This window comes from Candidatus Endomicrobiellum agilis (assembly GCF_020328115.1).
Taxonomy (GTDB): domain Bacteria; phylum Elusimicrobiota; class Endomicrobiia; order Endomicrobiales; family Endomicrobiaceae; genus Endomicrobiellum; species Endomicrobiellum agilis.
Window position 1 is genome coordinate 41711 of sequence record NZ_JAIXMW010000005.1, and the last position, 25733, is coordinate 67443.

Annotated in this window: 24 protein-coding genes and 6 tRNA genes; 27 read left to right on the forward strand and 3 right to left on the reverse strand. The window is 33.1% G+C overall.

Annotation, left to right across the window (positions count from 1 at the left end; all coding sequences use genetic code 11):
• The 3 genes from ispE to rimI are packed head-to-tail and all read right to left on the reverse strand — an operon-like array spanning position 1 to position 3289.
• Positions 1-891, reverse strand: a complete 891-nt coding sequence (gene ispE / locus LE179_RS03865) for a 4-(cytidine 5'-diphospho)-2-C-methyl-D-erythritol kinase (RefSeq protein ID WP_374129057.1) — start codon at positions 889-891, stop codon at positions 1-3.
• Positions 888-2846, reverse strand: coding sequence for a tetratricopeptide repeat protein (locus LE179_RS03870; RefSeq protein WP_374129058.1), 1959 nt, complete (start codon positions 2844-2846; stop codon positions 888-890). The genes ispE and LE179_RS03870 overlap by 4 nt, the downstream gene beginning before the upstream one ends.
• Complete coding sequence (gene rimI, locus LE179_RS03875; RefSeq protein ID WP_374129059.1) at positions 2843-3289, reverse strand: ribosomal protein S18-alanine N-acetyltransferase; 447 nt, start codon at positions 3287-3289, stop codon at positions 2843-2845. The genes LE179_RS03870 and rimI overlap by 4 nt, the downstream gene beginning before the upstream one ends.
• Before the next feature lie 443 nt (positions 3290-3732).
• Here rimI and LE179_RS03880 point away from each other — a divergent pair.
• From LE179_RS03880 to LE179_RS04010, 27 genes are all read left to right on the forward strand, one after another.
• A tRNA-Cys gene (locus LE179_RS03880) sits at positions 3733-3804 on the forward strand.
• Between the two features lie 21 nt (positions 3805-3825).
• Positions 3826-3899: transfer RNA gene (locus LE179_RS03885), tRNA-Val, on the forward strand.
• A 22-nt stretch (positions 3900-3921) separates the two neighbouring features.
• Entirely contained in the window at positions 3922-5403 is a 1482-nt protein-coding gene (locus LE179_RS03890) for an aminotransferase class I/II-fold pyridoxal phosphate-dependent enzyme (RefSeq protein ID WP_374129060.1), read from the forward strand.
• An 11-nt stretch (positions 5404-5414) separates the two neighbouring features.
• Complete coding sequence (locus LE179_RS03895) at positions 5415-5774, forward strand: TraR/DksA family transcriptional regulator (RefSeq protein ID WP_374129061.1); 360 nt, start codon at positions 5415-5417, stop codon at positions 5772-5774.
• Between the two features lie 51 nt (positions 5775-5825).
• Positions 5826-6797: a mechanosensitive ion channel family protein gene (locus LE179_RS03900; RefSeq protein ID WP_374129062.1), complete on the forward strand. Its 972-nt coding sequence runs from the start codon at positions 5826-5828 to the stop codon at positions 6795-6797.
• A 49-nt stretch (positions 6798-6846) separates the two neighbouring features.
• On the forward strand, positions 6847-7188 hold the full coding sequence (panD, locus tag LE179_RS03905) for an aspartate 1-decarboxylase (RefSeq protein WP_374129063.1): 342 nt from the start codon (positions 6847-6849) through the stop codon (positions 7186-7188).
• A gap of 27 nt (positions 7189-7215) precedes the next feature.
• Positions 7216-7289: transfer RNA gene (locus tag LE179_RS03910), tRNA-Pro, on the forward strand.
• A 241-nt stretch (positions 7290-7530) separates the two neighbouring features.
• Positions 7531-7605, forward strand: a tRNA-Arg gene (locus LE179_RS03915).
• 825 nt (positions 7606-8430) lie between these two features.
• Positions 8431-9537, forward strand: coding sequence for a putative lipid II flippase FtsW (gene ftsW / locus LE179_RS03920; RefSeq protein WP_374129064.1), 1107 nt, complete (start codon positions 8431-8433; stop codon positions 9535-9537).
• Between the two features lie 1340 nt (positions 9538-10877).
• The gene (gene murG, locus LE179_RS03925) at positions 10878-11951 is read left to right on the forward strand and encodes an undecaprenyldiphospho-muramoylpentapeptide beta-N-acetylglucosaminyltransferase (RefSeq protein ID WP_374129065.1); all 1074 of its coding nucleotides are present in this window, start codon (positions 10878-10880) and stop codon (positions 11949-11951) included.
• On the forward strand, positions 11936-12664 hold the full coding sequence (gene surE, locus LE179_RS03930; RefSeq protein WP_374129066.1) for a 5'/3'-nucleotidase SurE: 729 nt from the start codon (positions 11936-11938) through the stop codon (positions 12662-12664). Before murG ends, surE begins: the two co-directional genes overlap by 16 nt.
• A gap of 48 nt (positions 12665-12712) precedes the next feature.
• The gene (locus LE179_RS03935; protein ID WP_374129067.1) at positions 12713-12916 is read left to right on the forward strand and encodes a hypothetical protein; all 204 of its coding nucleotides are present in this window, start codon (positions 12713-12715) and stop codon (positions 12914-12916) included.
• A 92-nt stretch (positions 12917-13008) separates the two neighbouring features.
• Positions 13009-15030: an excinuclease ABC subunit UvrB gene (gene uvrB, locus LE179_RS03940; RefSeq protein WP_374129068.1), complete on the forward strand. Its 2022-nt coding sequence runs from the start codon at positions 13009-13011 to the stop codon at positions 15028-15030.
• A gap of 161 nt (positions 15031-15191) precedes the next feature.
• Positions 15192-15362, forward strand: a complete 171-nt coding sequence (locus tag LE179_RS03945) for a hypothetical protein (protein ID WP_374129069.1) — start codon at positions 15192-15194, stop codon at positions 15360-15362.
• 30 nt (positions 15363-15392) lie between these two features.
• Entirely contained in the window at positions 15393-15686 is a 294-nt protein-coding gene (locus tag LE179_RS03950) for a YtxH domain-containing protein (RefSeq protein ID WP_374129070.1), read from the forward strand.
• Between the two features lie 19 nt (positions 15687-15705).
• A tRNA-Phe gene (locus LE179_RS03955) sits at positions 15706-15778 on the forward strand.
• Between the two features lie 65 nt (positions 15779-15843).
• Positions 15844-15916, forward strand: a tRNA-Thr gene (locus LE179_RS03960).
• 278 nt (positions 15917-16194) lie between these two features.
• Positions 16195-16848: a CpXC domain-containing protein gene (locus LE179_RS03965; RefSeq protein WP_374129071.1), complete on the forward strand. Its 654-nt coding sequence runs from the start codon at positions 16195-16197 to the stop codon at positions 16846-16848.
• Positions 16835-17401 carry a septation protein SpoVG family protein gene (locus LE179_RS03970; RefSeq protein ID WP_374129072.1) on the forward strand — a complete coding sequence of 189 codons (567 nt, stop codon included), beginning with the start codon at positions 16835-16837 and terminating at the stop codon, positions 17399-17401. The genes LE179_RS03965 and LE179_RS03970 overlap by 14 nt, the downstream gene beginning before the upstream one ends.
• A gap of 168 nt (positions 17402-17569) precedes the next feature.
• Positions 17570-19852, forward strand: coding sequence for a vitamin B12-dependent ribonucleotide reductase (locus tag LE179_RS03975; RefSeq protein ID WP_374129134.1), 2283 nt, complete (start codon positions 17570-17572; stop codon positions 19850-19852).
• Positions 19853-20807: 955 nt separating this feature from the next.
• Positions 20808-21098 (forward strand): hypothetical protein, encoded by a 291-nt coding sequence (locus tag LE179_RS03980; RefSeq protein WP_374129073.1) that lies wholly within the window; start codon positions 20808-20810, stop codon positions 21096-21098.
• A 128-nt stretch (positions 21099-21226) separates the two neighbouring features.
• Complete coding sequence (locus tag LE179_RS03985) at positions 21227-21622, forward strand: hypothetical protein (protein WP_374129074.1); 396 nt, start codon at positions 21227-21229, stop codon at positions 21620-21622.
• Positions 21623-21741: 119 nt separating this feature from the next.
• A complete protein-coding gene (locus LE179_RS03990; protein ID WP_374129075.1) occupies positions 21742-22197 on the forward strand; it encodes a hypothetical protein in 456 nt (151 codons plus the stop codon).
• Positions 22198-22616: 419 nt separating this feature from the next.
• Complete coding sequence (locus LE179_RS03995) at positions 22617-23786, forward strand: site-specific DNA-methyltransferase (protein ID WP_374129076.1); 1170 nt, start codon at positions 22617-22619, stop codon at positions 23784-23786.
• On the forward strand, positions 23773-24642 hold the full coding sequence (locus LE179_RS04000; RefSeq protein WP_374129077.1) for a CfrBI family restriction endonuclease: 870 nt from the start codon (positions 23773-23775) through the stop codon (positions 24640-24642). The genes LE179_RS03995 and LE179_RS04000 overlap by 14 nt, the downstream gene beginning before the upstream one ends.
• A 115-nt stretch (positions 24643-24757) precedes the next feature.
• Positions 24758-25330 (forward strand): dCTP deaminase, encoded by a 573-nt coding sequence (dcd, locus tag LE179_RS04005; RefSeq protein WP_374129078.1) that lies wholly within the window; start codon positions 24758-24760, stop codon positions 25328-25330.
• A gap of 42 nt (positions 25331-25372) precedes the next feature.
• On the forward strand, positions 25373-25732 hold the full coding sequence (locus tag LE179_RS04010; protein ID WP_374129079.1) for a DUF805 domain-containing protein: 360 nt from the start codon (positions 25373-25375) through the stop codon (positions 25730-25732).
• Position 25733 lies beyond the last annotated feature (1 nt).

Below are 25733 nucleotides of genomic sequence, written 5' to 3' on the forward strand. Positions count from 1 at the left end.
CTATAACTGCAGAGAGAAAAGTGAAGTATGGAAAGAGGCGTCAATTGTAGTAACAAACCGGGTTTTCCAGCTGTATCTGCTCAGTTTGGATTTAAGTTTTTCAATTTTAGTGTTAGAATCTAAAATACCGAAAACCGTTGCACCGGAACCGGACATAAGTCCTGTGCAGCCTAATTTAATTAAAACTTTTTTAATTTCTTCTATTTTGGGGTAATCCGAAAAAACAGACTCTTCAAACCTGTTAAAACAACTGTTAAAAGCTTCTTTTTTGTTAAAAGAATCATTACAAATAAGAGCTTTAATTTTATGAATTTTTACTTGATTTGTCAACGGGAATTTGATTTTTTTATACGCATCTGTCGTGAGAATGCCGAAACCCGGATTTACAAGCACTATGTTCAATTTCCCGACGCTTTTTAATGGCGTGACAATTTCTCCTTTTCCCTCGCATAAAGCTGTTCCTCCGGTCAGAAAAAAAGGAACGTCAGCACCGAGTTCTACCGCGATTTGTTCTAATTTATTTTTTGTCGTTTTTATATTCCACAGTTTAATCAGAGCTTTAAGTGTTGAAGCAGCATCGGAGGAGCCACCGCCAAGACCTGCGCCTATGGGAATTTCTTTTTTTAAGTATATTTTTACACCTTTATTCACATCATTGTAATGCTTTTTGATTGCTTGCGCCGCTTTATAAACGATATTTGTCTTGTCGACAGGCAGAGATTTATCGTTACATTCAAGTGAAATCCCGTTTTTAGCAGATTCAAAAAAAAGTTCATCATACAAGCTTACGGTTTGCATGATACTTTCTAAGTTATGGTATCCGTCAGTTCTTTTATTTTTAATTTCAATAAAAAAATTGATTTTTGCCGGAGCTTTGAGATATATTTTCATTCTTTTTCAGCACTGACTAAAGGAGAAACTTTTGTTGCTTCTAACATCCCTTTAATTTTCATATCTGAAAAGCTAAATTCAATTTTGGATGGAATCTTTGAACCGTGTAGGTTATCATATTTTAAGATATGAACAGTTATGTTATTTTGTGAAAATCTTTCTATTAGTGCAGTATCCGCATTTAAAATAAGTTCAGTATTGTCCTTAGAGTATATAATTTTATTTTTGTTCCTTACCACTTTTGCGTCTGTAAACTGTTTATAAAAACTACCGTTAAAAATTTTACATACTTGAGCAATAATATTTGTCAGTGTATATGGAATTTTACTTTCAATGGCTTTCGGCAGAATTTCAGTCTGCTTGTTTTTTATAGAAATTGAACATCCGCCCTGAATAAGCACGTCAGGGAGATATATTTTAATGTTTCCGTTTTTTACATAAAAAAAAGGGATGTAAATGCTCTTACTTGAAAACTTCGAATTTAATTTTGCTTTGTAGCCGGTTTTAAAAGAAGGCATTCTATTGTAATGCCCTTTGCTTCTTAAAAGCATCTGCCTATATACTTCCTTCTGCGGAATTTTTATCTGCACAGAATCCAATTTCTTTTTGACGTTCTTGTCCTGTTTGATATCGTAAGATAATGCATAAGATGCCCATGCTTCTATAGTTCTATCGAGTGCAACAAAAGTGTCGCCGAGATGGTCAAAAATAGGAGGATATCTAGTATCTACAATCGAAAGTAGAAGTCTTTTTGCATCATCGAATTTTCCTTGTTTGTAATAAAGCCAGCCCAGAGAATCAATATATATGGCGTTTTTAGGTTTTAAAGCTATAGACTTTGTAAGTAACACTTCCGCCTCATTTAGTTTTATTCCCTTATCAGCATAAATATGACCTAGATAGTTCATTGCTTCCGAATAATCCGGATTTATTTTTATTGCTTTTAATAGCACTTTTTCGGCATTTTCAAAATCTTTATTCTTATCATAATAAACCTGACCCAAATAAAAATATGCATCGGCAAAATTGGGCATAAGTTCTGTTATTTTATTAAAACATTCTATCGCTTTGCCATATTTTTTCCAATTTATATAGTTTAAAGCCGTTAGTTCAAGGATTACAATATCTAAAGGTTCAAGGTCGAGTGCTTTTAAAAGATTTTTTTCAGATTTTGAATAATCTTTGAGTATTGAGTAGCAATGCCCGAGTTCTTTAAAGACTGAGCTATCTTTTTCTTTTTTGGGGGTAAGTTTTTCAAACTTTTCAAATTCTGTTATTGCTTTATCTATATGTCCAGTGTTTTTATATGTTACTCCAAGTTGGTATGTTCCCACACGAGATATGGGAAATCTTTTTCTTATTTTTAAAAAAATTTCTTCTGTTTTTTTGTAATCGTCAATTTGATAACAACATTGTCCCATATATGCAAGCTTGAACATGCCGTCTGGACAGGCGGGAATATGTTTTTCGCATTCTTTTTTTGCCAAATTGAAATCACGACAAACTGAAGCCGCATCGTTAGGTTTGTTATCAGAATAATAAGTCGCAAGGCAAACTGTTGCAGTTTTATTCTTCGGATTGAGTTCAATTGTTTTTTCCCAAAATTGTTTTGCAACGTCAAACTCTCCTGCCGTAAAATATATCACAGCTAAAAAATTTGTTGTTTTGAAATTTTCACCGTCAAATTCACTTAATTTCTCAATCGTCTGAAGTGCTTTTTCGTTATTTCCAGACAACCAGTAAAGATATATCAAATCTTTATATGCGGCAATAGCATCCTTGTCTAAAGCGATAACTTTCTCATAATTTTTTATTGCAGTACTAATATGCCACTTTTTTAGACTAAAAATGCCCTGTAAAAAAAATTTATAAGCCTCATAATTCGCTGTAAACAAGTTTTCACTTTGAAGTAAAAATACGAAACCCAAAATAAAGACAGCAGGTTTTATTTTCATAATGTGAATTTCCTGTCGTTAATCAGCCTTAGCACCAGAGCATCTTCATTTTTATAGTATTTTTTTCTTATGTCTATTTCTTTAAAGCCGAAAGATTTATACAAATTTAATGCCACAGTGTTACTTTGACGTACTTCAAGAAAGATAAATCTGGACTGTCTATCAATAGATTCTTTTTTAATATCTATAAGCATTGCCTGCCCGAAAGACCGTCTTCTAAATTCAGGGGCAATGGCGAGGTTAAGTATTTCCGTTTCACCTGCGGCCATAATTATTATATAATACCCTGCAACCGTTTTATTTTCAGTTAAAACTTTAAACTTTACAGCTGTATTTTTTGCAGAATCTGAGAGCATTTCTTTGGTCCAAGGACTTGTAAAGGACTGCTTTTCAATTTTAACTATATCATCTAAAAATCTTTCGGAGAAATTTACTATTTTCATTTCTCAACTTCCGCTTGTATAGATTAAAGGCGTGCTAAGTCCGCAAGGAGTATCTACAATCCATTAGATTTTATCATTTTTTTATCTCTTATTATTTTTGAGTCGAAGTGGCATCGAAATAGGGTTCTGCAGTTACAGTTAGAATATTTTTTAAGACTTTTTGGCGGTCTGCAGGTCTTAAATGGAAAGACAAAAGAGCATACGAGATTTCTAGACGGAAAATTAACAGAAGCCTTTAGTTGTGCAAACGAAAACCTCTACCTTGATAATAGTCTGCTTATATATGGTTTTTATCAGCAGAATATCCCCAACCTAGATTCATATAAAATATGAGAAGAAAAAGAATTGAGAAAATACTGTATTTTGGCAGTGTTTTGCATAATTATTCTGTTGAATATTTGACTATATGTCGTTATTTTTATATACTCCTAAAACATTTCAACGGTGCGGTACCCAAGTGGTAAGGGAGCAGTCTGCAAAACTGTTATTCGCCGGTTCAATTCCGGCCCGCACCTAATCTTACAGATTGGTACACTGCCCGGTTAGCTCAGTTGGTCAGAGTACTTCCTTGACATGGAAGGGGTCAGAAGTTCGAGTCTTCTACCGGGCATTTTTCAGGATTTAATAAAATAATGAAAAAAATATCCAGATTACTTTTAGCGAAACAATCTAAAGTCCCTTTGTTTGCCACTCTTTTGGAGCATGCAAAAAGAGATGTCATCTCTTTTCACTGTCCGGGTCATAAAAACGGCAGAAGTATAGATAAAGAATTAAAAGATTATACTGGTAAAGAAGTTTATAAATTTGATGTAACTGTTTTTGACGAAGTAGACTCTTTACACGATCCTGTAAGTTCAATAAAGAAAGCCCAGGAACTTATGGCTCAGGCATATGGAGTTGAACATTCTTTCTTTTTGGTTAACGGTAGTTCTGTCGGAAATATGGCTATGTTTCTTGCGGCATGCGATTCTGGCGATTCCGTGATAGTTTCAAGAAGTTCGCATAAGTCAATTGTGGCAGGTATCATTATGTCAGGCGTATGGCCTATTTGGATTCAGCCTAAAATTGATCAGAATTTAGATTTAATTTTTAATTCAACTTATGATCAGATAAAAGATGCTTTGGACAAATATCCGGAAGTCAAAGCCGTATTTGTCACGAGTCCTACTTATAATGGTGTAGTTACGGAATTGAGCAAGATTGTCGACTTGTGCCACAGAAGAGGAAAGATAGTTTTAGTTGATGAAGCACATGGCGTGCATTTACTGTTTAATGACCAGCTGCCGGAATCTGCAATTACTGCTGGAGCCGATTTATGCGTCCAATCCACGCATAAAATTTTATCCGCGATGTCTCAAGGATCAGTATTACATTTTAATTCCAAACTTGTCGATTTTAATCGAGTAAAAAAAATAATTTCGATGCTTCAGACCACAAGTCCCAGTTATTTGACTCTTGCAACTCTAGATTTAGCGAGGAGGCAAGTATTTCTGCATGGCGAAGAAAATTTTGACAGAGTTATAAAAGCTGCAGAATGGGGACGTATGTATATAAACAGCAATGTTCATTCTATGAAATGTTTCACGCGTAAGGAAATACAAGAATTGGGATTCGATTTAGATGTTACAAAACTTACTGTGAACGTTACAAAAACAGGACTTTCTGGTTATGAAATCGAGAGTATTCTTGCAAAAGAATATAATATACAGCTTGATTATGCCGATTTGTTTAATTTAGTTGCAATTATGGGCGAGGGTTCAGAAAAGTCGGATGTAGAGGCTTTTGTAAATGCTCTTAAAAATATAAGTAAGAAATATCACGGCAAACAGAAGAACTGGATACTTAAGATTCCCTCTCTTGCGACAGAAATGGTTATAAGACCTAGAGAAGTCTTTCTTTCAAACAATACAAAGAAAGTGAGCTTGAAAAAGGCTGTGGGACATATTGCCGCCCAGACTCTTACGCCTTATCCTCCCGGCATTCCAGTTGTAATTCCTGGTGAAAGAATTACAAAAGAAATATGCGATTATCTTATAGATATGTCTTCTAAAGATATAAGAATAAGCGGACAAGAAACAGAAATGTTGAGGACGGTAAAAGTTTTTACAAATTAACGGAGAGAGTAATGAATAAAAAAGATTTGATAAATTTTAAGAAAATCTTAATGCAAAAAAGAATAGAATTTTTAAACAAAACGAGCAATATTCAAAGAGAAATAGGTGCTGATACAGATACTAATATTGGCGATGAAATGGATACGGCAAGTCAGAATAGTGAGAGAGAAATGCATTTTGAACTTGTTGCAAACGATAAAATAACTTTAGATGCCATAAATGATGCTCTTGTAAAAATAGAAAAAGGTACTTACGGCAATTGCGAGTGTTGTAGCAATGTTATTTTAGTGGAAAGATTGAAAGCAATTCCGTGGACAAAATATTGCATTAAATGCCAGTCAGAGTCTGAAAATCTACAAAATAGAAAATAAAAGATGATATCGTCTCTTTTTCAATTTTTTCCGAAAAACTTCATGTTATGGATGGAAAGCGCAGTTTTTTTTTTACTGGTGTTCTCTGTCGGATTTCTATTTAAAAAATATGTTGCGAAATTTATTCAAATTATTTTGTCAAAAGTCGGACTTATTTTGCATAAAGAAATAATTGCAATGTCGGGTAGTTACATTTCTTTCTGGTTCTTTGTTATAGCTTTGTACGTTGCTTTTTTAAGGGCGCCTGTAAATGCAAACGCGGTTGTTGAGAAATTATTCTATGGAGTGTTTGCTTTCTCCGTAATTGTTTTCATTGCATCGGTTGTTTCCAGACTTTTTCAGAAGTCTGTTCCAGAAAGAATCGGAGCAAATATAATAAAGTTTAGCATAGTTTTTGTCGGCTTGATATTGATATTAAATCAGGTTGGCATTAAATTAACACCTATTTTAACAGCATTGGGCATAGGTTCACTTGCGGTAGCCCTTGCGCTTCAGGATACTCTTGCTAATTTTTTTGCGGGAATAAATATTCTTTTGAGCAAACAGATTGCAAGAGGTGATTATATTAGACTTGATTTAGGGCAGGAAGGAACGGTAATTGAAGTTAATTGGAGAACAACTATTATAAAAACGATATCTAATACAGTTATTACAGTCCCGAATAATAAATTGTCGTCTGCAATAGTGACAAGTTTTCATTTCCGCAAAGCGGAAGTTAGTGCTTCGGTGAATTGTGGAGTGGCGTACGGCAGCGATTTAGAACGTGTTGAGAAGATCGCGATACTTGCAGCGCAGGAAGTAATATATAAAAACGAAGACTCTGTAAAAACTTATACCCCGATAGTACAGTTTATAGGCTTTGCAGATTCTGCGATAAATTTTACTTTAATTTTCAGAGTAAAAAATGTCTATGCAAAAGGTTTTATTCAGAGCGAAGTGTTTAAGAATTTGTATAAAAAATTAAATGAAGAGAAGATAGAAATTCCTTTCCCTCAGAGAGTTGTTACGCTTAACAAGCAGTAATACAAATTGTATAATAAATAACAAGGGATGTTTGTGCGGAGGTTTATAAATGAAATTCGTTTTAAATTCAAAAATATTTAAGGCTACGGTAACGCAAGCCAACGTTAAATATGAGGGCAGCATAACGATAGACACGGATCTTTGTGATAAAGCGGGTTTTTGGATAGGGGAAAAAGTTCTTGTCGTTTCAAATACAACGGGAGTGCGTTTGGAAACTTACGTAATTCCGGGCGAGTCTGGTTCCGGAGTAATTTGCATGAATGGAGCAGCAGCTCATCTTATAAAAGAGGGCGAAGAGGTAATAATAATGGGATTTAAACTTTCGGATAAACCAATTAACCCAAAGATTGTTTTTGTCAACAAAAGTAATAAAATTATAAAAATAAAGTAGTTATGATTGATAAGTCGTAAAATCAATCGGGGCGTGGCTCAGTTGGCTAGAGCGCTCGGTTCGGGACCGTGAGATCGCTGGTTCAAATCCAGTCGCCCCGAATCTGATTTACGATAGTTTGTACTTTAAAATACAGTGCATAAAAGTGTAGCGTTGGGCTTATGTGTCGAGTAAGATTTATGTAATTGAATGCTTAGAGAATGTCGTTTTAGTTGTGTTTATATCTGACCTGTTATCTTTGAACGGCAAAAGAAAATATAAAAAAATAAAAAGATTGAGTTAAATATTTATTGATTTGATCACGCCGTGATTACCTGTTTTTTTTATGTTATATGGATATTTGCCCTGATAGCTCAACTTGGATAGAGCAGATCCGTCCTAAGGATAAGGTTGGAGGTTCAACTCCTCTTCAGGGCGCTTCAAAGTAACTTATAGTTTTAACAGCTTTTACCATAGAAAAACAACAATAGCAGAGGGAACTTCCTGTTTTGGAAATTGCAAAATGTACTAAAATGCAGATTTTCCGATTTGTGTAAGAGTAAGTGATGACTATAAAAGTAATTTCTTTTATCCGTGCTAGAGGACGACTGTGGTTTTTATTAGAAGTTTTTTATACAGAATTGAATTTACTTGAAATTGATATAGATATATTATTCAGACAGATTTTAACCCGCCGGCACTAACATTATTGCCGGTGGTTGCTTTTTAATAAATTTTAGGTTTTAAATAAAGAAAATGCTTAAATAATAAAGCACAAATTTGAATGTCAAATGAATACGCGCTTTAGATGAATAGATTGTCGTAAAAAATTCTTATTTGCGTTAGAGTTTTTGTTGTTAAAGCAATTGAGATTGAGTATGATTATTGGTAGTTTTTCTGTCTATAAATGAACGTATAAGTTCAAATGCCGTTCAAATAATAGCGCTATCAGCGACAATCAAATTTTAAACTAACTATAGCGATGCATTTAATTGAGAGAATTTCTTATTACCATGAAGTGACTAAATATTGATTGTCGATGCAGTTTTGAGGAAAAGTGGTGAATTAAATATTCGCGAACAATTTATGTTATGTACAGGTATTGACTGATTGTAAAGTATATATATTTAATATAAAAGGCTGCTTTACTGAATGTGTAAGAACTTTTAACTGACTCTGCAATATTTCGAAGTTGCTGTAAAGTAAGTTTTAATTGAATAGAAACAGTAAAAGTAATGAGTTATTTATTGGACAAGGCTTAAAATGTTTAAAATCGATTTTAGAAAATACGATTGTACTTTTATAGCGGCGATATGTATATGCATTATTTTTGGATCGTTTATGGTATTTTCGTCAAGCGCCGTTATGGCTGATATAAAATGGACAAGTCCTTATAAGTTTTTTTTGAGACAAATGCTGTGGGTTATCGTTGGATTTTTGGCAATGTTTGTGACAGGTTTTTTGATTAATTATAAGTTTTACAAAAAATATGCAAAATGGATTTATCTGTTTGCATTAGTTTTGGTCATTGCGGTTTTATTTATGGGTGTTTCGCGATTGGGAGCAAAAAGATGGTTAGGAATAGGTCACTTTACCGTGCAGCCGTCGGAATTAGCTAAGGTTGCAATAGTCATAGCAATAGCTGATTTTATATCGAGAAAAAAAGAACTAGTTGCAGAATGGAAAGGATTAATAGCGCCGGGATTTATTGTTTTGCTTATGCTTTTTCCAATTGCCATAGAACCCGATTTAGGTACGCCTGTTTTAATAGCCGGAGTATGTTTTGCAATGTTGTTTTGTGCGGGAATAAAAATGAGTACTGTATTTGCCAGTGGTATAACAGCGGTTCTTTTGATGGCTGAAGAAATTGTAAGAAAACCTTACAGACTTTTAAGATTCAAAGATTATATTGCTTCTTTTATAAATATCGATGCATCTTCTTATCAGGTGAAACAGTCTTTAAATGCGCTTGGGTCAGGCGGTCTTTTAGGTAAGGGTCTTGGTAAAAGCGAAATGAAGCTCATGTATCTTCCTGAAGCACATACTGATTTTATTTTTCCTATTATTGGAGAAGAACTCGGATTTATTGGGACAGTGTTAGTTGTTGGATTTTTTGTATATTTGTTCTACAAAGGTATAAAAATGAGTAAAAATATGCCTGACCTTTTTTCACTGTATTTATGTTTGGGAGTAACGTTCCTAATTGTTTTTCAGGCTATTATAAACATTTCCGTTGCTACGGGAGTATTTCCAGCAAAAGGGTTGCCACTTCCGTTTATATCTTTTGGAGGAACGTCGCTAATTATAACTATGGCAGCTGCAGGGATATTGATAAATCTATCACAATACAAAAAACAGAGTAGGTCGTAAAATTAAAAGTATTTATCCTCAGTCTTCCTTAATAAGGAAAACAAAAGTAGATTATAGCGAGAGATAAATGCCAGCTTAAATCCCAAATTTGATTTATCTGCATTGACTACATCTGTGATGCTTTGTTTGTTGTCTGGTTTTTAATGCTGTTGCAAAGATAGAGTTATAGGAGATGAACCATTATAAGTTCTTAGAGAGTTAAGTAAGGTATAAAAATATCAAGAAAAAAAATACTAGTTGTATTAGCCAGTCTGAATCTTTTAGCAGACTGTTCCTCGAGAAGCAAAATGGCAATAGGATATTTTTCACTCTTCCCCAGCTTCTTGTCGTCTCACGAGGTCACAGAGGAAGAGACTCACAGCTCTTCATCCGCAAACAAAGAAGCGTGTGGGGATATAAGATATTTTGTTGTGTAGCGACTGACGATTATGAAGATATACCTGCTGCTCCGACTCTTCACAGTTTTGCAACTCAAACAGATTTGTAAAATCCCTCACCGTCCCTATTCTAAACCCATTTGAGAATCATCGGCAGAACACGCGGATTTTGCAGCTTCCTTGCCAGCAGACGCGGAATATGAAACAAATTATAAACATGAAGCGGAAACGCTGAAACAACAGATACAAACAATCAAGGATATAGCGAAAAAAAGCAAACGGCGGGTATGTCCATTGCAACGAAATACATGATACCATAAAATCTGAAACAGAGATATTATGTCCGATTTAAAAATTAATCAAACATAATACACTTATGTAGTAGAAGGGGAGTATGTATTAATTGCATATGAAGATTCTGAAAGGGATAGTTAATCTTCCTTGTCAGCACAGCTGTAAGAGAGAGATAGCACTGATAAACGAAAAAGGGTATCACTTCTAGCTAGACTCTTTAAGAAAAAAATGTGTTAGAGTTGGGTGAATATTTGGAGACGACATGAAAGAGCTTATATGTATATTAATCAGTCTGCCTCTCAATACGAGGTGTTATTCTTGAAGGGAAAAAACTTCGTCTCTTTCACTTCAAGAGTGCGCGAGGTTTTCCTCTCGATGACTCAAAGAGGAACCAATATGCCCAATGTCTCTCCAATAATTTTCTGCGTGTTGAATGGTTTGTGTATGGGGCTGCGTTCACAATCCTTTTTGGTGTGGATAAAAACTTTCTATTTTTTTATCAAGTCTTATAATCTCCACTGTAAAAGCTTTTCCTTATTTTTTTTTATTCTAGCACAGTTTCAGAAGGGAGACGTCGAAATTGAACTGTCGTCTCTTCTTGTTTTTTTATGATTTGATTTAAGGAGCGTTGTCGAACAGTTAAAGGTAGTTGCAAACTATTGAATAAAAATGAAAAGTAGGAATATAATTATTGTTTCAAGCGGGACAGGAGGGCACATTTATCCAGGTGTAGCTTTAGCGGAAGAGTTTAAAAATAAGGGATATAATCCCATTTTCTTTATAAACAGTAATGCAACTTCTTTAGAGATTTTAAAAAATAGTGGCTTTGAATATATCACGTTTAATGTGTCGGGAATGCCGAGAAAGATTTCATTTTTATTTATAATGTTTTTGTTTAAAATGAAATTTGCTTTCTTTAGAGCATTAAAAAAGATTATAAAACTAAACCCTTTAGCGGTAATCGGCACGGGAGGATATATTGCAGTTCCCGTTCTTTTTGCAGCAAAAATACTGCAAAAAAAAACTTTTATACACGAACAGAATGTTGTTCCTGGCAAAGCAAATATACTCTTAAATAAAATAACTGATAGAACGTTTATAAGTTTTCGATCTTCAGAAAAATATTTTAAAAATAAAAATACTATTCTTTCGGATTATCCTATCAGAAGAGATATTCTGTCAGTATCAAAAGCAGAAATGTTGCAAGAACTTAAATTGAAAAAGGGTGTTTTCACGATTTTAGTTTTCGGAGGAAGTCTCGGAGCGGTTAAACTTAATGAGATCGCCTGCGAAACCTTTTTAGAATTATCTTTTAAAAGTAAAATTCAAGTTTTACATATAACGGGTTCTGAGAATTATATTAAAATTCAGGAAAAAGTTAAGGATAATCCGGATTACAGAGTTTTTGTGTATATGCATGATATCGGCAGCGCCTACGCCGTAAGCGATATCGTAATATGCCGTTCAGGCGCTGGTACGGTGTTTGAGCTTAGAGCTTTAGACAAACCTGCAATTTTGGTGCCGTATCCTTATGCTACCGATGATCATCAGTATTGGAATGCAAAGGAAATAGAAAGGGACGGTAAAGTCATAATAATGGAAGAGAAAAATCTTACAAAGGAAAACCTGTGCAAAGCCGTATATGTGCTTAGGGAAAATATAAAAAACAATATGTCTGAAAATATAACTAAATTTCCGCGTGGATTAATGTTTGAGGAAATAATAAAATGTATAAAATTTTAATTTCAAACGACGATGGCGTAAAAGGTCCCGGACTCCGTCCTTTAATGAAAGAACTTTCCAAAATCGGGAAAGTGTATGTAATTGTTCCAAAAAATCAAATGTCCGGTACGGGGCACGGCATAACGCTTACAAAATACAACAAAATTGAAGAAATTGAAGAAGATTTTTATGCAGTAAAAGGCGGTACTCCTGCAGACTGTATAAAATACGGGTTGTATTGTTTTTTAAAAAGTGGAGTAGATTTAATAGTGTCCGGCATAAATACGTGTCCTAATCTTGGACAGGACGTAATTTATTCGGGAACTGTCGGCGCCGCGAGAGAGGGGGCATTGAAAGGAATTCCTTCACTTGCCATTTCTGCGGCAGAAATAGACGCTACGGAATATGAACATTCCGCGATTGCGGCAAGAGAGATTGCCGCAAAAGTACTGAAAAGAAAATTTTTTTTCAAAAATATTTGTTTGAATATAAACATTCCTCAAAATTATAAAGGTATAAAAGTTGCTCCTTTGGGACTGCGTACTTATAACGAAAATGTCGAAACTGTCATTGACAAAAAAGGAAATCTCTCTTACAGGTTGTCGGGGAAATACATCCCCGGCGGAAAGAAGAATGGAACGGATATAGATATTGTGGATAAAGGGTATATTTCTGTTACTCCTCTACAGATTAATCAGACAGACTTTACTTTTATAAAAAAAATCAAGTTATGATTATTCTCCCTCCAGATTATAATATACTACTAATGTGATGTGTAGGGCATGCAAGTCAAGTCTAGTATAAGAAGTCGAGCGTCCTCGGCGATGAGCGTTGCAAATCTTGGCTTATTGGTCGTGGCAAAGTGTGGAGTGAAAGATAATTTTTCAAGAGCAGAATACAGAAAATATGCGGGGAAAGTGAAAAGTTTTGTCGGAACCGATCTTCAAAATGCAAAAATATCTGAAAAAAATTTTGGTATCAGCTAAAATAGAAAATTAACTGCATGTCTTTCCTCTCTAGGTTTTCTTGACGGAATGGGAGAAGAGAAGCTTATTCGTGGTGGTTGCAAAAAATAATCATGGAAAATAAATTTAAACTGATTTCAAAATTTAAACCGTCTGGTGACCAGCCGCAAGCTATCGATAGACTGTATCGTAATTATTTAAGTAATAAAAACTCGCAAGTCTTGCTTGGTGTTACAGGTTCGGGGAAAACATTTGTTATGGCAAGTGTCATTGAGAAACTCCAGCAACCTACGCTTATAATATCGCCGAACAAAATTTTAGCGGCGCAGACTTATGCTGAATTTAAAGCTTTTTTCCCAAACAACGCTGTAGAATATTTTATATCTTATTACGATTATTATCAGCCGGAAGCTTATATTCCGTCAAGTGATACGTACATAGAAAAAGATGCGTCGATAAATGACCACATAGACAGACTGCGTTTAAAAGCGACTACGTCCCTTCTTGAGAGAAAAGATGTTATTGTGGTTGCTTCTGTCTCGTGTATATATAATTTAGGATCTCCTCAAGATTACCAGAATATGTGCGTCGAAATAACTGTGGGAAAAGAAAAAGCGATGGGTATGCTTTTAACCGAACTTATTACAAGTCATTATGATAGAAATGAAGTCGAATTTGTAAGGGGACGGTTCAGGGTAAAAGGTGATACTATTGAAATTTTTCCAGCATATCTTGAAACTGCCTTAAGAATTGAATTTTACTGCGATACGGTTGAAAGCATAAAGGAATTTAATCCGATAACAGGCGAAGTGATTAATAAAAAAGATAAAGCATATATTTATCCTGCGAAACTTTTTGTTACTGACAAGTATAGAATTAACAAAGCTTTGGAAACAATACGAATAGAGTTAAATGAACGGCTTGAGATATTAAGATCGCAAAATAAACTTCTTGAAGCACAGCGTCTTGAGCAGAGAACTAAATATGATATGGAAATGTTAAAGGAAACAGGCTCATGCAACGGTGTTGAGAACTATTCAAGACATCTTTCAGGTAATCCAACGGGAACCAGACCGACGACTCTTATAGACTATTTCCTGCAAGAAAATAATGATTTTTTAATAATAGCTGATGAATCGCATATCTCTCTTCCGCAGATAAGAGGGATGTACGAAGGTGACAGGAGCAGAAAGCAAACTCTTGTAAATTTTGGTTTCAGATTGTCGTCTGCTTTGGATAACAGACCCTTGACATTTCAGGAATTCGAAAAACTTTTAAAAAAATTTATGATGGTTTCTGCAACTCCGGGAGTATATGAACTAGAAAGAAGTAGAAAACACATAGTGGATTTAATTATTCGTCCTACGGGGCTTGTAGATCCAGAAGTTATTATTCGTCCTATAGATGGGCAAATACAGGATTTAATGCGAGAAGTGCAAAAAAATATTGAGAGAAAACAGAGAACTTTAATTACTACACTTACGAAAAAGATGTCTGAAGATTTGGCGGCTTATTTAAAAGAAAGGGGTTTTAAAGTCGAATATCTGCATTCTGGAGTGGATACTTTAACAAGAATAGAAATACTTAAAAATCTGCGTCTTGGCAAGTTTGATGTTTTAGTAGGGATAAATCTTTTAAGAGAGGGATTAGATTTACCTGAAGTATCTTTAGTAGCCGTTTTAGATGCTGACAAAGAGGGTTTTTTACGTTCTGAACCTACGCTTATCCAGATTTGCGGAAGAGCTGCAAGAAATGTTGACGGACGAGTCATATTTTATGCAGATACTGTGACCAGTTCAATGCAAAGAGCTTTAAAGGAAATGAATCGACGGCGAAGCAGGCAGCTTGAGTACAATAAAAAAAATAATATTACTCCAAAGTCAATAATCAAAGCCGTTCACGAACTCGACGAATTTAGAAATTTATCAAGAGAGGAATCAGTAACTCACATGGTCGCTGAGAAGCAGCTTGATTATAAAATTGGTGCCAAAAATATTGACGGTATAATAAAAGAAGTTGAATTACAGATGAAAGAAGCCGCTGATAATCTTGATTTTGAATCTGCTGTGGTCTTAAGAGATAAAATGCTTGAGCTAAAAAGTATGAAATCCTTCAAATCTTCTAAGCGTAATTAATCGAAGAATAAGTTATTCTAAATTTTTAACTTTTTACGTTTGACAAGCCGATGGGTTTTTATTAAAATGTTCACCTATGAGTTTTATGGGATGGTGTTGATTATTATAGCGATTACTTTAATAAGTCTGTGCATAGTTATAGTGACAATTTATCTATAGCTATGTTAATAGTTGTAAGTGAAGTCGCAGTGAAATTTGAAAGCGTGGTAAGGAAGATAAACAGTGAGTTAAATGTTGTCAATAAAGTTTCCGGCAAAGTCGCGTCGATAGACTGTGTATTGTCGTCTTTGGCTATTCCAGTAATTTCATTTCTATTTTATATTTTTTTTTGAACATTAATAAAAAGTGGGTGGAGGAAAGAAATGAGTGATAATAAAGATACGGTGCTGGCTTTTGTTTTGGGAGGTTTAGTAGGAGCGCTGGTAGGAATATTATATGCTCCTAAATCTGGGAAGGAGACAAGATGTAATATAAAAAAGCTTGGTGAAGAGATAGTGGACACTGTGAGCAATCTGAGTAGTGATTTCAAAGAGAATGAGTTTTGTGAAGAAGAAGTCTGTGAAAAAGTTTTATCCGGTAAAAAAGAGAATATAAAAGAAACTTTTGAAGAAGGTAAAAGGGCTTTTGATAAATCCAATAAAAAAGAAAAAGAATAATTAATAAATTTCGTTGTGTGCTGAGGTAGCTCAGTCGGTAGAGCACAGGTCTGAAAAACCTGGTGTCGACAGTTCGATTCTGTCCCTCAGCATGCTTTTATATAATTGTGTTATATTAAATGTTGCATATATTGTCATAGTTAAGTTAACAAACTATGCCGATGTAGCTCAGTTGGCAGAGCAATTGCTTCGTAAGCAATGGGTCGGAGGTTCAAATCCTCTCATCGGCTAAATTAGATAGATAATATTAGACTCTGATATAGGTAACATAAAAAATAGCACGCGGATTCAAGAGTAAATCCGTTTGAGCGGATTTGAACAAATATAAAATATGAAACGCAAGCCGATATAGACAAAATTAACTATCTGCTGTAAAAATCGTTCTAACCGAATTGTTGATAAGTTTACTGAACTCTAAGCGTTGTAAAAAAAATCACGAATTGTAATTGTTATTATTTAAAAGTTGTAATGCTTTTTTTAAAGGTTATAGGCATTAGGAGATTTGTCAATGACAATCTCAAATCTTGAAGAAATTGAATGTCCTAACGGGCATGTTTTTGAAGCGGAGTTGCTTTCTGCAATAAGCGTTTCGGATAACCCAAAGCTAAAGAATTTGTTAATAGACGAAGAAATTAATCTTGTGTCGTGTCCTGAGTGTGGCAAAGTGTTTTATGCTGAATGTTTTATTCTTTATCACGACAGTAAAAACGAACTCATCGCTTTTGTGTATCCGTTGAGTTTCCAAAATCAAGCAGTACAGTATAAAATAAAAATGCGTAAAGAATTTGAACTTGCATTGGAGAACTTTGAGGAAAAACAGAAGATAAATTATGAGCCTCTTATGCTGTTTGGTATTGAAGATTTGGTTTTATTGCTGCTCTCCGAACAGGATATTGAGGATGAAGAAGCGGTTTTAAAATGTCTTGCTTCAAAACTTTTATTAGATACTGCGGATATTGCCCCGAGTCTTGCCAGAAAATTGAAAATTCCTAAAATCCTTCCCTTTCCCAGAGGTGGAAAAAAACTTGAAGCAAAATCTTTGATTTCCGGTTTACGGATTCTTATAGAGCATAATTCTAATCTTTTACATTATGTTGAATTCCTTAAGAAAATATCAGAACATGAAACAATATTTGAAGATATAAAAGATGACATTAACTAAAATCTCACTATTGGTTTTGATTGTTTCTCTCATTTTATGCTCGTCTCTTTCTCTTTATGCCGCATTAAAAGTTACGGAGATTAGTCAAGATAATAAATCGTTTAATATAGTTTTAAATGATGATATTAAGGTTTCAAATATACTTTTAAAAAATAATGATATTGAACTGCCTATATATAAGGGTAAAAATAAAGTATATAAACAATTTGGAATTTTAAAAAGAGAGTTTAGACAATATCTTGTCAATGCTTTATCTCAAAATAAAACATCTTCAAAAAGTGAAAATACTGTATTTAAAGCAAATAAACTTTCAATTTTAAAAAAACATCCGAAAATAAAGGCTTTTGCGTCTGTTGTTTTTAGCGATGATATTGAAATTGAATGTCGTATTATGCAAAGCAAAAGAGGTTTATGGATTGCGTGGCCTTCAAATAAAAGAAGTGGTATATGGGTGAAAGATTTTGAATTTATAAATAAAGATTTAAGAGAGACGGTTGAGAAAAAATTGCTTAACGACTACATTTCAAAAAGTGATAAGGCGGAAAGCAAATAAGTGCGTTTAGATATTACCTTAAATGTAAGTTTGTGAGTATAGATGAAAAAATAAGACGACAAAAGAATTCTTATTTGAATATGAAATAAGGGAAAAAAAATAAAATTTCGTTTGACAAAAAAGAAGAATTAATTTCAGATTTGAGTATGAAATAAAGGAAAAAATAAAATTTCATTTGACAAAAAAGAAAAATTAATTTCAGAAAATAAAGTTAAGTTTGGGAAAAATGCACTTACTGTTCTTCAAAAAAGGTATTTGAAGAAAGATGAAAATGGTAACGTGGTTGAAAAACCTGAAGATTTATTTTATAGAGTTGCCGAAAATATTGCCCAGGCAGACAAAATTTATGATAAAAATGCAGATGTGAGTGCATTGATAAGAGAATTTTACCTTGCGATGTCTTCTTGCGATTTTTTGCCCAACTCGCCTACTTTAATGAATGCAGGCAGACACTTACAGCAGCTTTCAGCCTGTTTTGTCCTGCCGATAGATGATTCGATAGATTCGATTTTTGAAACGTTGAAAAGTACTGCTCTTATACATAAATCTGGCGGTGGCACAGGCTTCTCATTTTCTAAACTGCGACCTAAAAAGGATATGGTAAAAACCACGAACGGTATTTCTTCGGGACCTGTATCTTTTATGCAGGTTTTCAATGCCGCTACAGAAGCTATTAAACAGGGTGGCACAAGACGAGGGGCAAATATGGGAATATTGAGAATAGATCATCCCGATATTCTGGATTTTGTAGCCTGCAAAGATAAAAACGATAGCTTAAATAACTTTAATATATCCGTTGCAGTTACGGAAGAGTTTATGGATGCTTTGGAAAATAGGAAAAATTATAATCTTTACAATCCGCGAAATGGCGCGATAACAGGTAGACTGAACGCAAATGAAGTTTTTAATAAGATAGTCAATCAGGCATGGAAAAACGGAGAACCAGGTATAGTTTTTATCGACAGAATAAACTATAAAAACCCTACTCCTGCGATAGGTCAAATAGAATCTACAAATCCCTGCGGAGAACAGCCGCTTCTTCCTTATGAATCCTGTAATTTGGGTTCGATAAATCTTGGACACTTTATAAAATCCGGTGATATCGACTGGGATAAACTCGAAAAAACAGTAAAAACTGCTGTTCATTTTCTTGACAATGTTATAGATATGAATAGTTATCCTATAGAAGAAATTGGCAAGATTACCCGCTCTAACAGAAAAATAGGACTTGGAGTTATGGGTTGGGCAGATTTGCTTTTGTATTTAGGCATGCCTTACGGGTCTAACGATTCTTTAATGCTTGCTGAAAAACTTATGAGTTTTATTCAGTCAAAATCCCACGAAACTTCCAAGGAGATTGCATTTAAAAGAGGAGCTTTCTCGAACTTTAAACAAAGTATATACGCAAATGAAGATCCTGTAAGAAATGCAACGACGACTACAATTGCTCCAACTGGAACAATCGGTATAATAGCTTCGGCTTCCGGCGGCATTGAGCCGATATTTGCGCTTGTTTATAAAAGAACTCAATGTCTTGACAATGAAGATATGTATGAAGTGAATCCGTACTTTGAGAAACTTGCGAAAGAAAATGGTTTTTATTCGGTGAAGCTTATGGCTAAAATAGCGGAAAAAGGGAGTGTCCGCGGGCTTAAAGAAGTTCCTGAAAAAATTAGGAAAATTTTTGTGACTTCATATGATATTACTCCGAAAGACCATATAAAAATGCAGGCAGCTTTCCAGAAATTTACGGATAATGCCGTGTCAAAGACTGTGAATTTTCCTAGCTCAGCCACAAAAGAAGATGTAAAGGAAGCTTATATTTGTTCATATAAAACCGGATGTAAAGGAGTAACTGTTTACCGCGATGGAAGCAGAGACGTACAGGTATTAAATCTTGCGAATAAAAAATTGCATGAGAATAAGCCGAGACCTCGCCCTAAGAAGACAACCGGTTTTACATTCCTTATGCATACCGGCTGCGGTAAAATGTATGTTACTGTAAATGAAGATGACGGAGGAATATGCGAAGTGTTTACGCAACTTGGTAAATCTGGAGGATGTACTTCGTCGCAGTCTGAAGCGATAAGTCGTTTGATTTCTTTGGCTTTGCGTTCAGGCGTTAATCAAAATGAAATTATAAAACAATTAAAAGGCATAAGATGTCCTTCGCCGACTCTTACGGAAGGCGGAGCGATTTTATCGTGTGCAGATGCTATTGCGAGAGCTTTAGAAGCGTATAACAAAGAAAAAATATTACCTGCGCTTTTTGCGCGAGATATGCCCATTGCGGAACCTTATACGTCAAAAGATATAAAAGAACACTGTACCTCCGAGCCAAGTGGTAATTTGTCAGGTGCATGCCCTCAGTGTCCGGAATGTGGCGAGATGTTGATTTTTGCTGAAGGTTGTGTTATTTGCCGTGAATGCGGGTACTCTAAGTGCTTTTAGTTCTTTAATTTAGATTTTGAGTTTATGATAATATTATCTATTTGTATTATAGTATTTATTTGAAAAGTAAGTGCAAATATTTTTGTTAAAGATTAAAAGCAATTTTTACAGATGGTGAAAAATAAATAATTAGATTTTGTTATTATAAATATAAAATTGATTGACAACAAGTACAAGCAAGCTTTGGCATACTATGCTCTTTTCCAGTCGTCTATTATTAAAAGACCATATAATTTAATTTACTCCATAGAAAAAAATCTTTACGTGAAGAATGCAGATGTTAAAAGAATTTTTGGAAATAAAACTACTTGGGATGCACTATTTGATTTCTATTTTAAAAAATTTTATTCAAGATGGTAATAAAGCTATATTTTTAAATAGTTAGAGTAATGTTGTTAATAACCCTGATGTCTTTAACTTAGAATTAAATGCCGACCACTAGTTTATATTGACACTCCTTATGTTTCATCAAATTTTTTAGAGGGAATAACTATGATCAATGGGAAAATTTAATTGATGAGAAATCTCAACATAAGAAAATAAAAAGCATGATGAAAAACGTATGATGTAGTGAGAAGATATTCAGAACGCTTTTGGTGCAATTTTTAGGAAATTCAAGAAGTCAATTAGAGTTCTTTCTTATTGGGATGATGGAATTCCAACGATTAATAATCTGATACAAATGTTGTCAAAATACAAAAGAAAAATAAGAGTTAATAAACTAGATTATAAATATGTTTTAAGTAATAGATTTTTAAAAGAAGTTTTAATCATTGCTCAATAAAAGGATGTCAATTTTAAAATAGCTCGTGCGTTGGTGGTATAAAAAACATTTTTGTAAGGAATGTTAGTAACGATATGACAGAAGAAGAATTTTTAAAATTCATTAATTCAACTATAGATAGATTAACAACTACATAAAGATATTTCGGTTAAATGTGGTGCGTATAAGAATATGCTTGATTTGTATGATGAGATAATATCTTATTGTTCTCAAATAAAAGATGCAATATCGAATGTAAAATCGACAATATCGACAACTAAGATTAATTATTTAAATCAGTTCCATAGCGATATTAATCAAATTTTAGTTATTTTTCCGTATATAAATCAGCAAAATTTGGGTTTTATTCAAGGTGATAAGAAGAAAATAAAACAACAAATAGAAAGTAATGCTAAGTGCTTATTGGAACGATTAAAATTATTACAATTTAATCTTGATTTTTTTAAAAAGCTCAATTTTTAGCAAAAATATTGCGGCAATTGGAGCTAATGGCAGCGGTAAAACAACTCTTTCTAACTATGCAAAACGATATTTACCAAATACTGGAATTGTTATTTCAGCTCAAAAAATTCTATTAATGCCCACTTTTGATGCAATTTCTAGTATTGGTAGCACTTCTAAAAAATTGCAACAATCACAAAAATAAGATAAGCCATTTAAAAACCCCTTTTTCTGTAAATGAAAATATTATGTCTATACGTTATGTTTATGATGAATGTGCGATATTGCTTGGCGATTTTCTTGCAGAAAGAAATGTGGCAAGAAATAAATTTTGTGATAGTATCCAAAAGGGAATTAAAGATAATGAGCCACCTCAGACCAATTTAGATAATGTGATGGGAATAAGGAATTCTTTAATCACACATAGAGTTCTTGAAGTTGATGGTGGCATCACTTTTACCTTGAAAATGAATTCTGGCGTTAATTATCCAACATACCAAATGAGTGATGGTGAGAAAGAAAAGATTGCATTTTTATTTACTTAACTCATGATTTAGATTTTGTAATAAGCAGAACATTAGCAAAAAAAGTTTGGATAAAATCTTTTAATTTTCCTGATAAATGAGTAACGGAAGATATTCCGTAAAATGAACTGCCGGAAGCATTGTTGCTTAGATTACTTGGCAGTAGAAAAAATAATTTATTTTGCGGAGGACAAAAAGGTAGTGTCGATGAAAAAATATATAATACTTTACTTCCTGGTTTTACAATAACTCCTGTCGAATTTTGCTTTAATGTTATCAGCTATACAAAAGTTTTTAATAAAGTCTCTAATTTAATTATGAAGGTTTTGGGTTTAATTGATTCAGATTATCACGAAACCGATAGATTAGAAAAGTTAAAATCAGATAATGTATTTTCATTTTCAACGTCCGAACCTGAAAATCTTTTTCTTGACGAATCGTTTTTAGATTTCTTGACGAAAAAATTATTAGTACATAATAAAAATGTTGTGCAAAATATTAAAGTTAAAGTTATGTCACAGCTAAGAAAAAATATGGAGTTACGAATATCTAATTATGTATCAATGAAAATTAATTATTATTTTACCTACATTTAATAAAAGGGAATATATATAAAGATGTAGAGGATAATTATGATAAATTTACAAAAGAAATAGGAATTTCTGATTGAGTTAATCAGCGAAAAATTGAATTAGAAAAAAAGATATAAAAAACTCTTTATGTATTTAATAATAAAGGTTTAAAAGCAATTGCCAATAAGCATTTTAAAATTTTTGACTTTACAGATAGAGCTATTGACTGTTTAGAAAATAATTCAGAGGCACAAAATGCGTTCAAAGAATATTTTTTGAATGGAATTTTGCGTGGTAAAAAATTAACATAGCTTGGAAAACGTTTTGCTGAAAAGCGTATCGTTTATCGAGATTGCAGTTATTCTAAATGTTTTTAGTTTTTTTAAGGATACATGTTTTGCAAAGCAAGAAGATTAAAAGGAAACTTTTAAGGAAGTTTTATTATGCAAAATTCTTTAAAAAGAATATATTATAAAAATAGTATAACTATAGAATATATCAAGCAACTTGGTAAGGAAAAGAGTGAAGAGAATTTAGATAAACTTTTATTATTTTATAATAGCGTACTTCCTTTAGATATAAAAAGGGAAGTAGTTTCGTCTATTGGAAGACAACAAAATGATAAAAAAATTTATGAATTTATAATTGAAGAAGGCTTTAAAAAAACATATATGGAACTTATTTATCAAATGTTTCGTACAACGTTATATAAGTCTGATAATTTCAAATTTCAAGAATTGGGAAATAGATTACTATCTTTTTACAACAATGAAGTAATGTATAAAATGCACGAATTCTTTTTTAATGGAAAAAATATTAAACTGCCAGATAGAAAAAATGAGAAAAGAATTATAAAAGCTACTTTATTAAAAGGCGATAGTGAACAAGCTCTATTAAAAATTCAAGATAAAACTATACAACTTATATTTACGTCCCCGCCGTATTATAATGCCAGAATGTATTCTGATTATACGTCTTATGATAGTTACTTAGAGAAAATGTATAGTATTTTAAAACAGTGTAACCGTATATTGGAAGACGGACGTTTTATTATTATAAATGTTTCTCCAGTTATTACAAAAAGACCCGGACGAGAATTTGAAAGCATTAGATATCCAATTCATTTTGATTTTCATAAAATTTTGGAAAACGCGGGTTTTTATTTCATAGATGAAATTATATGGATTAAACCTGAATGTACGGTTCCAAATAGAATCGCAGGTTATTTACAGACAGGAATGCCTTTGTCATACAAGCCTAATTGCATTACTGAAAGTTTATTAGTTTATAGGAAAAAAACGTCTTTTTTACTTGATAAAAATATAAAACTTTATTCAAGAACATTGGCAAATTCTATTGAAAAGACGGATACATCAAATTGCTGGTATATATCTCCCAAGGCGGATAAAAAGCATCCCGCTGTTTTTCCTGAAGAATTATGTGAGAAAGTTTTAAAGTATTATTCTTTCAAGGGAGATATTGTTTTGGATCCTTTTGCAGGTTCTGGGACTTTTGGAAAAGTGTCAAAAAAAATGAAAAGGGTTCCTGTGCTATGTGAAATTAATAAAGAGTATATAAAAAAACTTGAAGAGGAAGATTATGACGACCTTTGAAAAAGAAGTCATTGAAGATACTGTGAATAAATTGATTCAAGGCAATGATTATCGTAATGGAGTAGTAAATGCAATTAATATATTTTTCCTAGATTTTGCTATAGATTTTTTTAAGAAAATAATCAGTGCAAAGATTAAAGAGAAAAATATTAACTTAGCTTGGTATAAAAAATATTTTATTGACTCAGATACTATTTCTTCCGATGATAAAGCAATATTTGCTGGTATGAATAAGAAAACGATTACTAACATATACGGAAGCGCAACAAAGAAAATTGTTATAGATGTTGCTAATGCAAATTTTGAATATTTAACAGGACTTATTTCTTTATTAGAAAAGGATGGTGAGTCAGGTGTAGGACTTAGTATAGAAATAAGTTATAAAGAAGTTTCAGTTAAACTGTCATTGACAGAAAGTTTGCTTGTTATAAATGCATTAGCTACGAAAAAGATAGCAATAAGGGGTGGGGCATGGAGTTCAATAGGTAAAAAAGTTGAAAAACCTTTATTGTTAAAACTATGTGAATTATGCGGAGTGCCAAAAAAATATATTGATGGTTCAATATTTAAAAAAGACGGGACTTTGAATTTTGATAGGGAAGTTGATTTTAAACTTTATAATAAAACTGGGAAAGAATATAGAGTGGAAGTTAAACTTATGGGCAAAGGAAATCCTGAAAGTGCGGATGTGATATACGCCAGAGATACTGATATATTTGTTGCGGATACTTTAAGTAAACAAAATAAGAATCAATTAAAATCTGAAGATATAAAATACGTTGAAATGAAAGACAATCCACATTGTGCCGATAACTTTAAAGTTTTATTGAAGGAATTAAATATTCCTTGTAAATAAGGAAAGCAAATAGAATAAATGTCAATTATTGATGATCTATAAGTTCAGACTGATGACCTTTGTCTTATTGTTATTCTGAACCTGTTTTAATAATGCTTGCATGAAAGGTAATAAGATGGTAAAAAATGATAGGTGGATAAAGAAGCTGTCTCTTGAATATAAAATGATAGAGCCGTTTGAGATTAGACAAATCAGAGATGGAAAGATTTCTTATGGCACGTCTTCTTACGGGTATGATATGCGACTTTCAAATGAGTTTATGGTTATGAAAGCTTATTTGGGAAGAGATCAACATAAAGATTTTGTTTTAGATCCTAAGAAAGCGAGCGACAATTTATTTGAAACCGTAATAGTTGAAGATTACATAGAAATCCCTCCGAATTCTGTAATTTTAGGTAAAACAATAGAATATTTTAGAATTCCGAGAGATATTATAACGATTGCGTTCGGCAAATCAACTTATGCAAGATGCGGAATTTTTGTAAATATCACTCCGTTTGAACCCGAGTGGGAGGGATATGTTACTCTTTCAATATCAAATACGACATCACTCCCGGCAAAAGTTTATGCAAATGAAGGAATAGCGCAAATTCTATTTTTAGGGGTAAGTGAAACTTGTGAAATCTCTTATGCAGACAAAAGAGGGAAATATCAGAAGCAAAAAATTATAACTTCTGCAAAAATTTGATACAATGCAAAAAAACAAATAAAAAAATGGAGAATAGAGAATATGTTTAAGTTTTTGAAAATGTATTTTTGGGATGCTATCAGTAATCATTATATTGATTTTAAGGGTCGCGCCTCTTTAGTACAATTTTGGTATTTTGTATTAATTAATTTTGTTTTGTGTTTTGTTTTTTGCTTTATTTTACCAAGAATAATTGGTGTGTTTGATTTTTGGGTGGTAAATATTTTGTGGTGGGCATTGTTAGTACCATCGATAGCAATAACCACGCGTAGATTGCACGATACTAATCGGAGCGGTTGGTTTCAATTGGTTGGACTTATTCCCGTTGTAGGGTGGATTGTATTGATTATTTTGTTAGTTTTAGGACCAGTTAATCCGAATAAATTTGACGAAGGAGTATAAA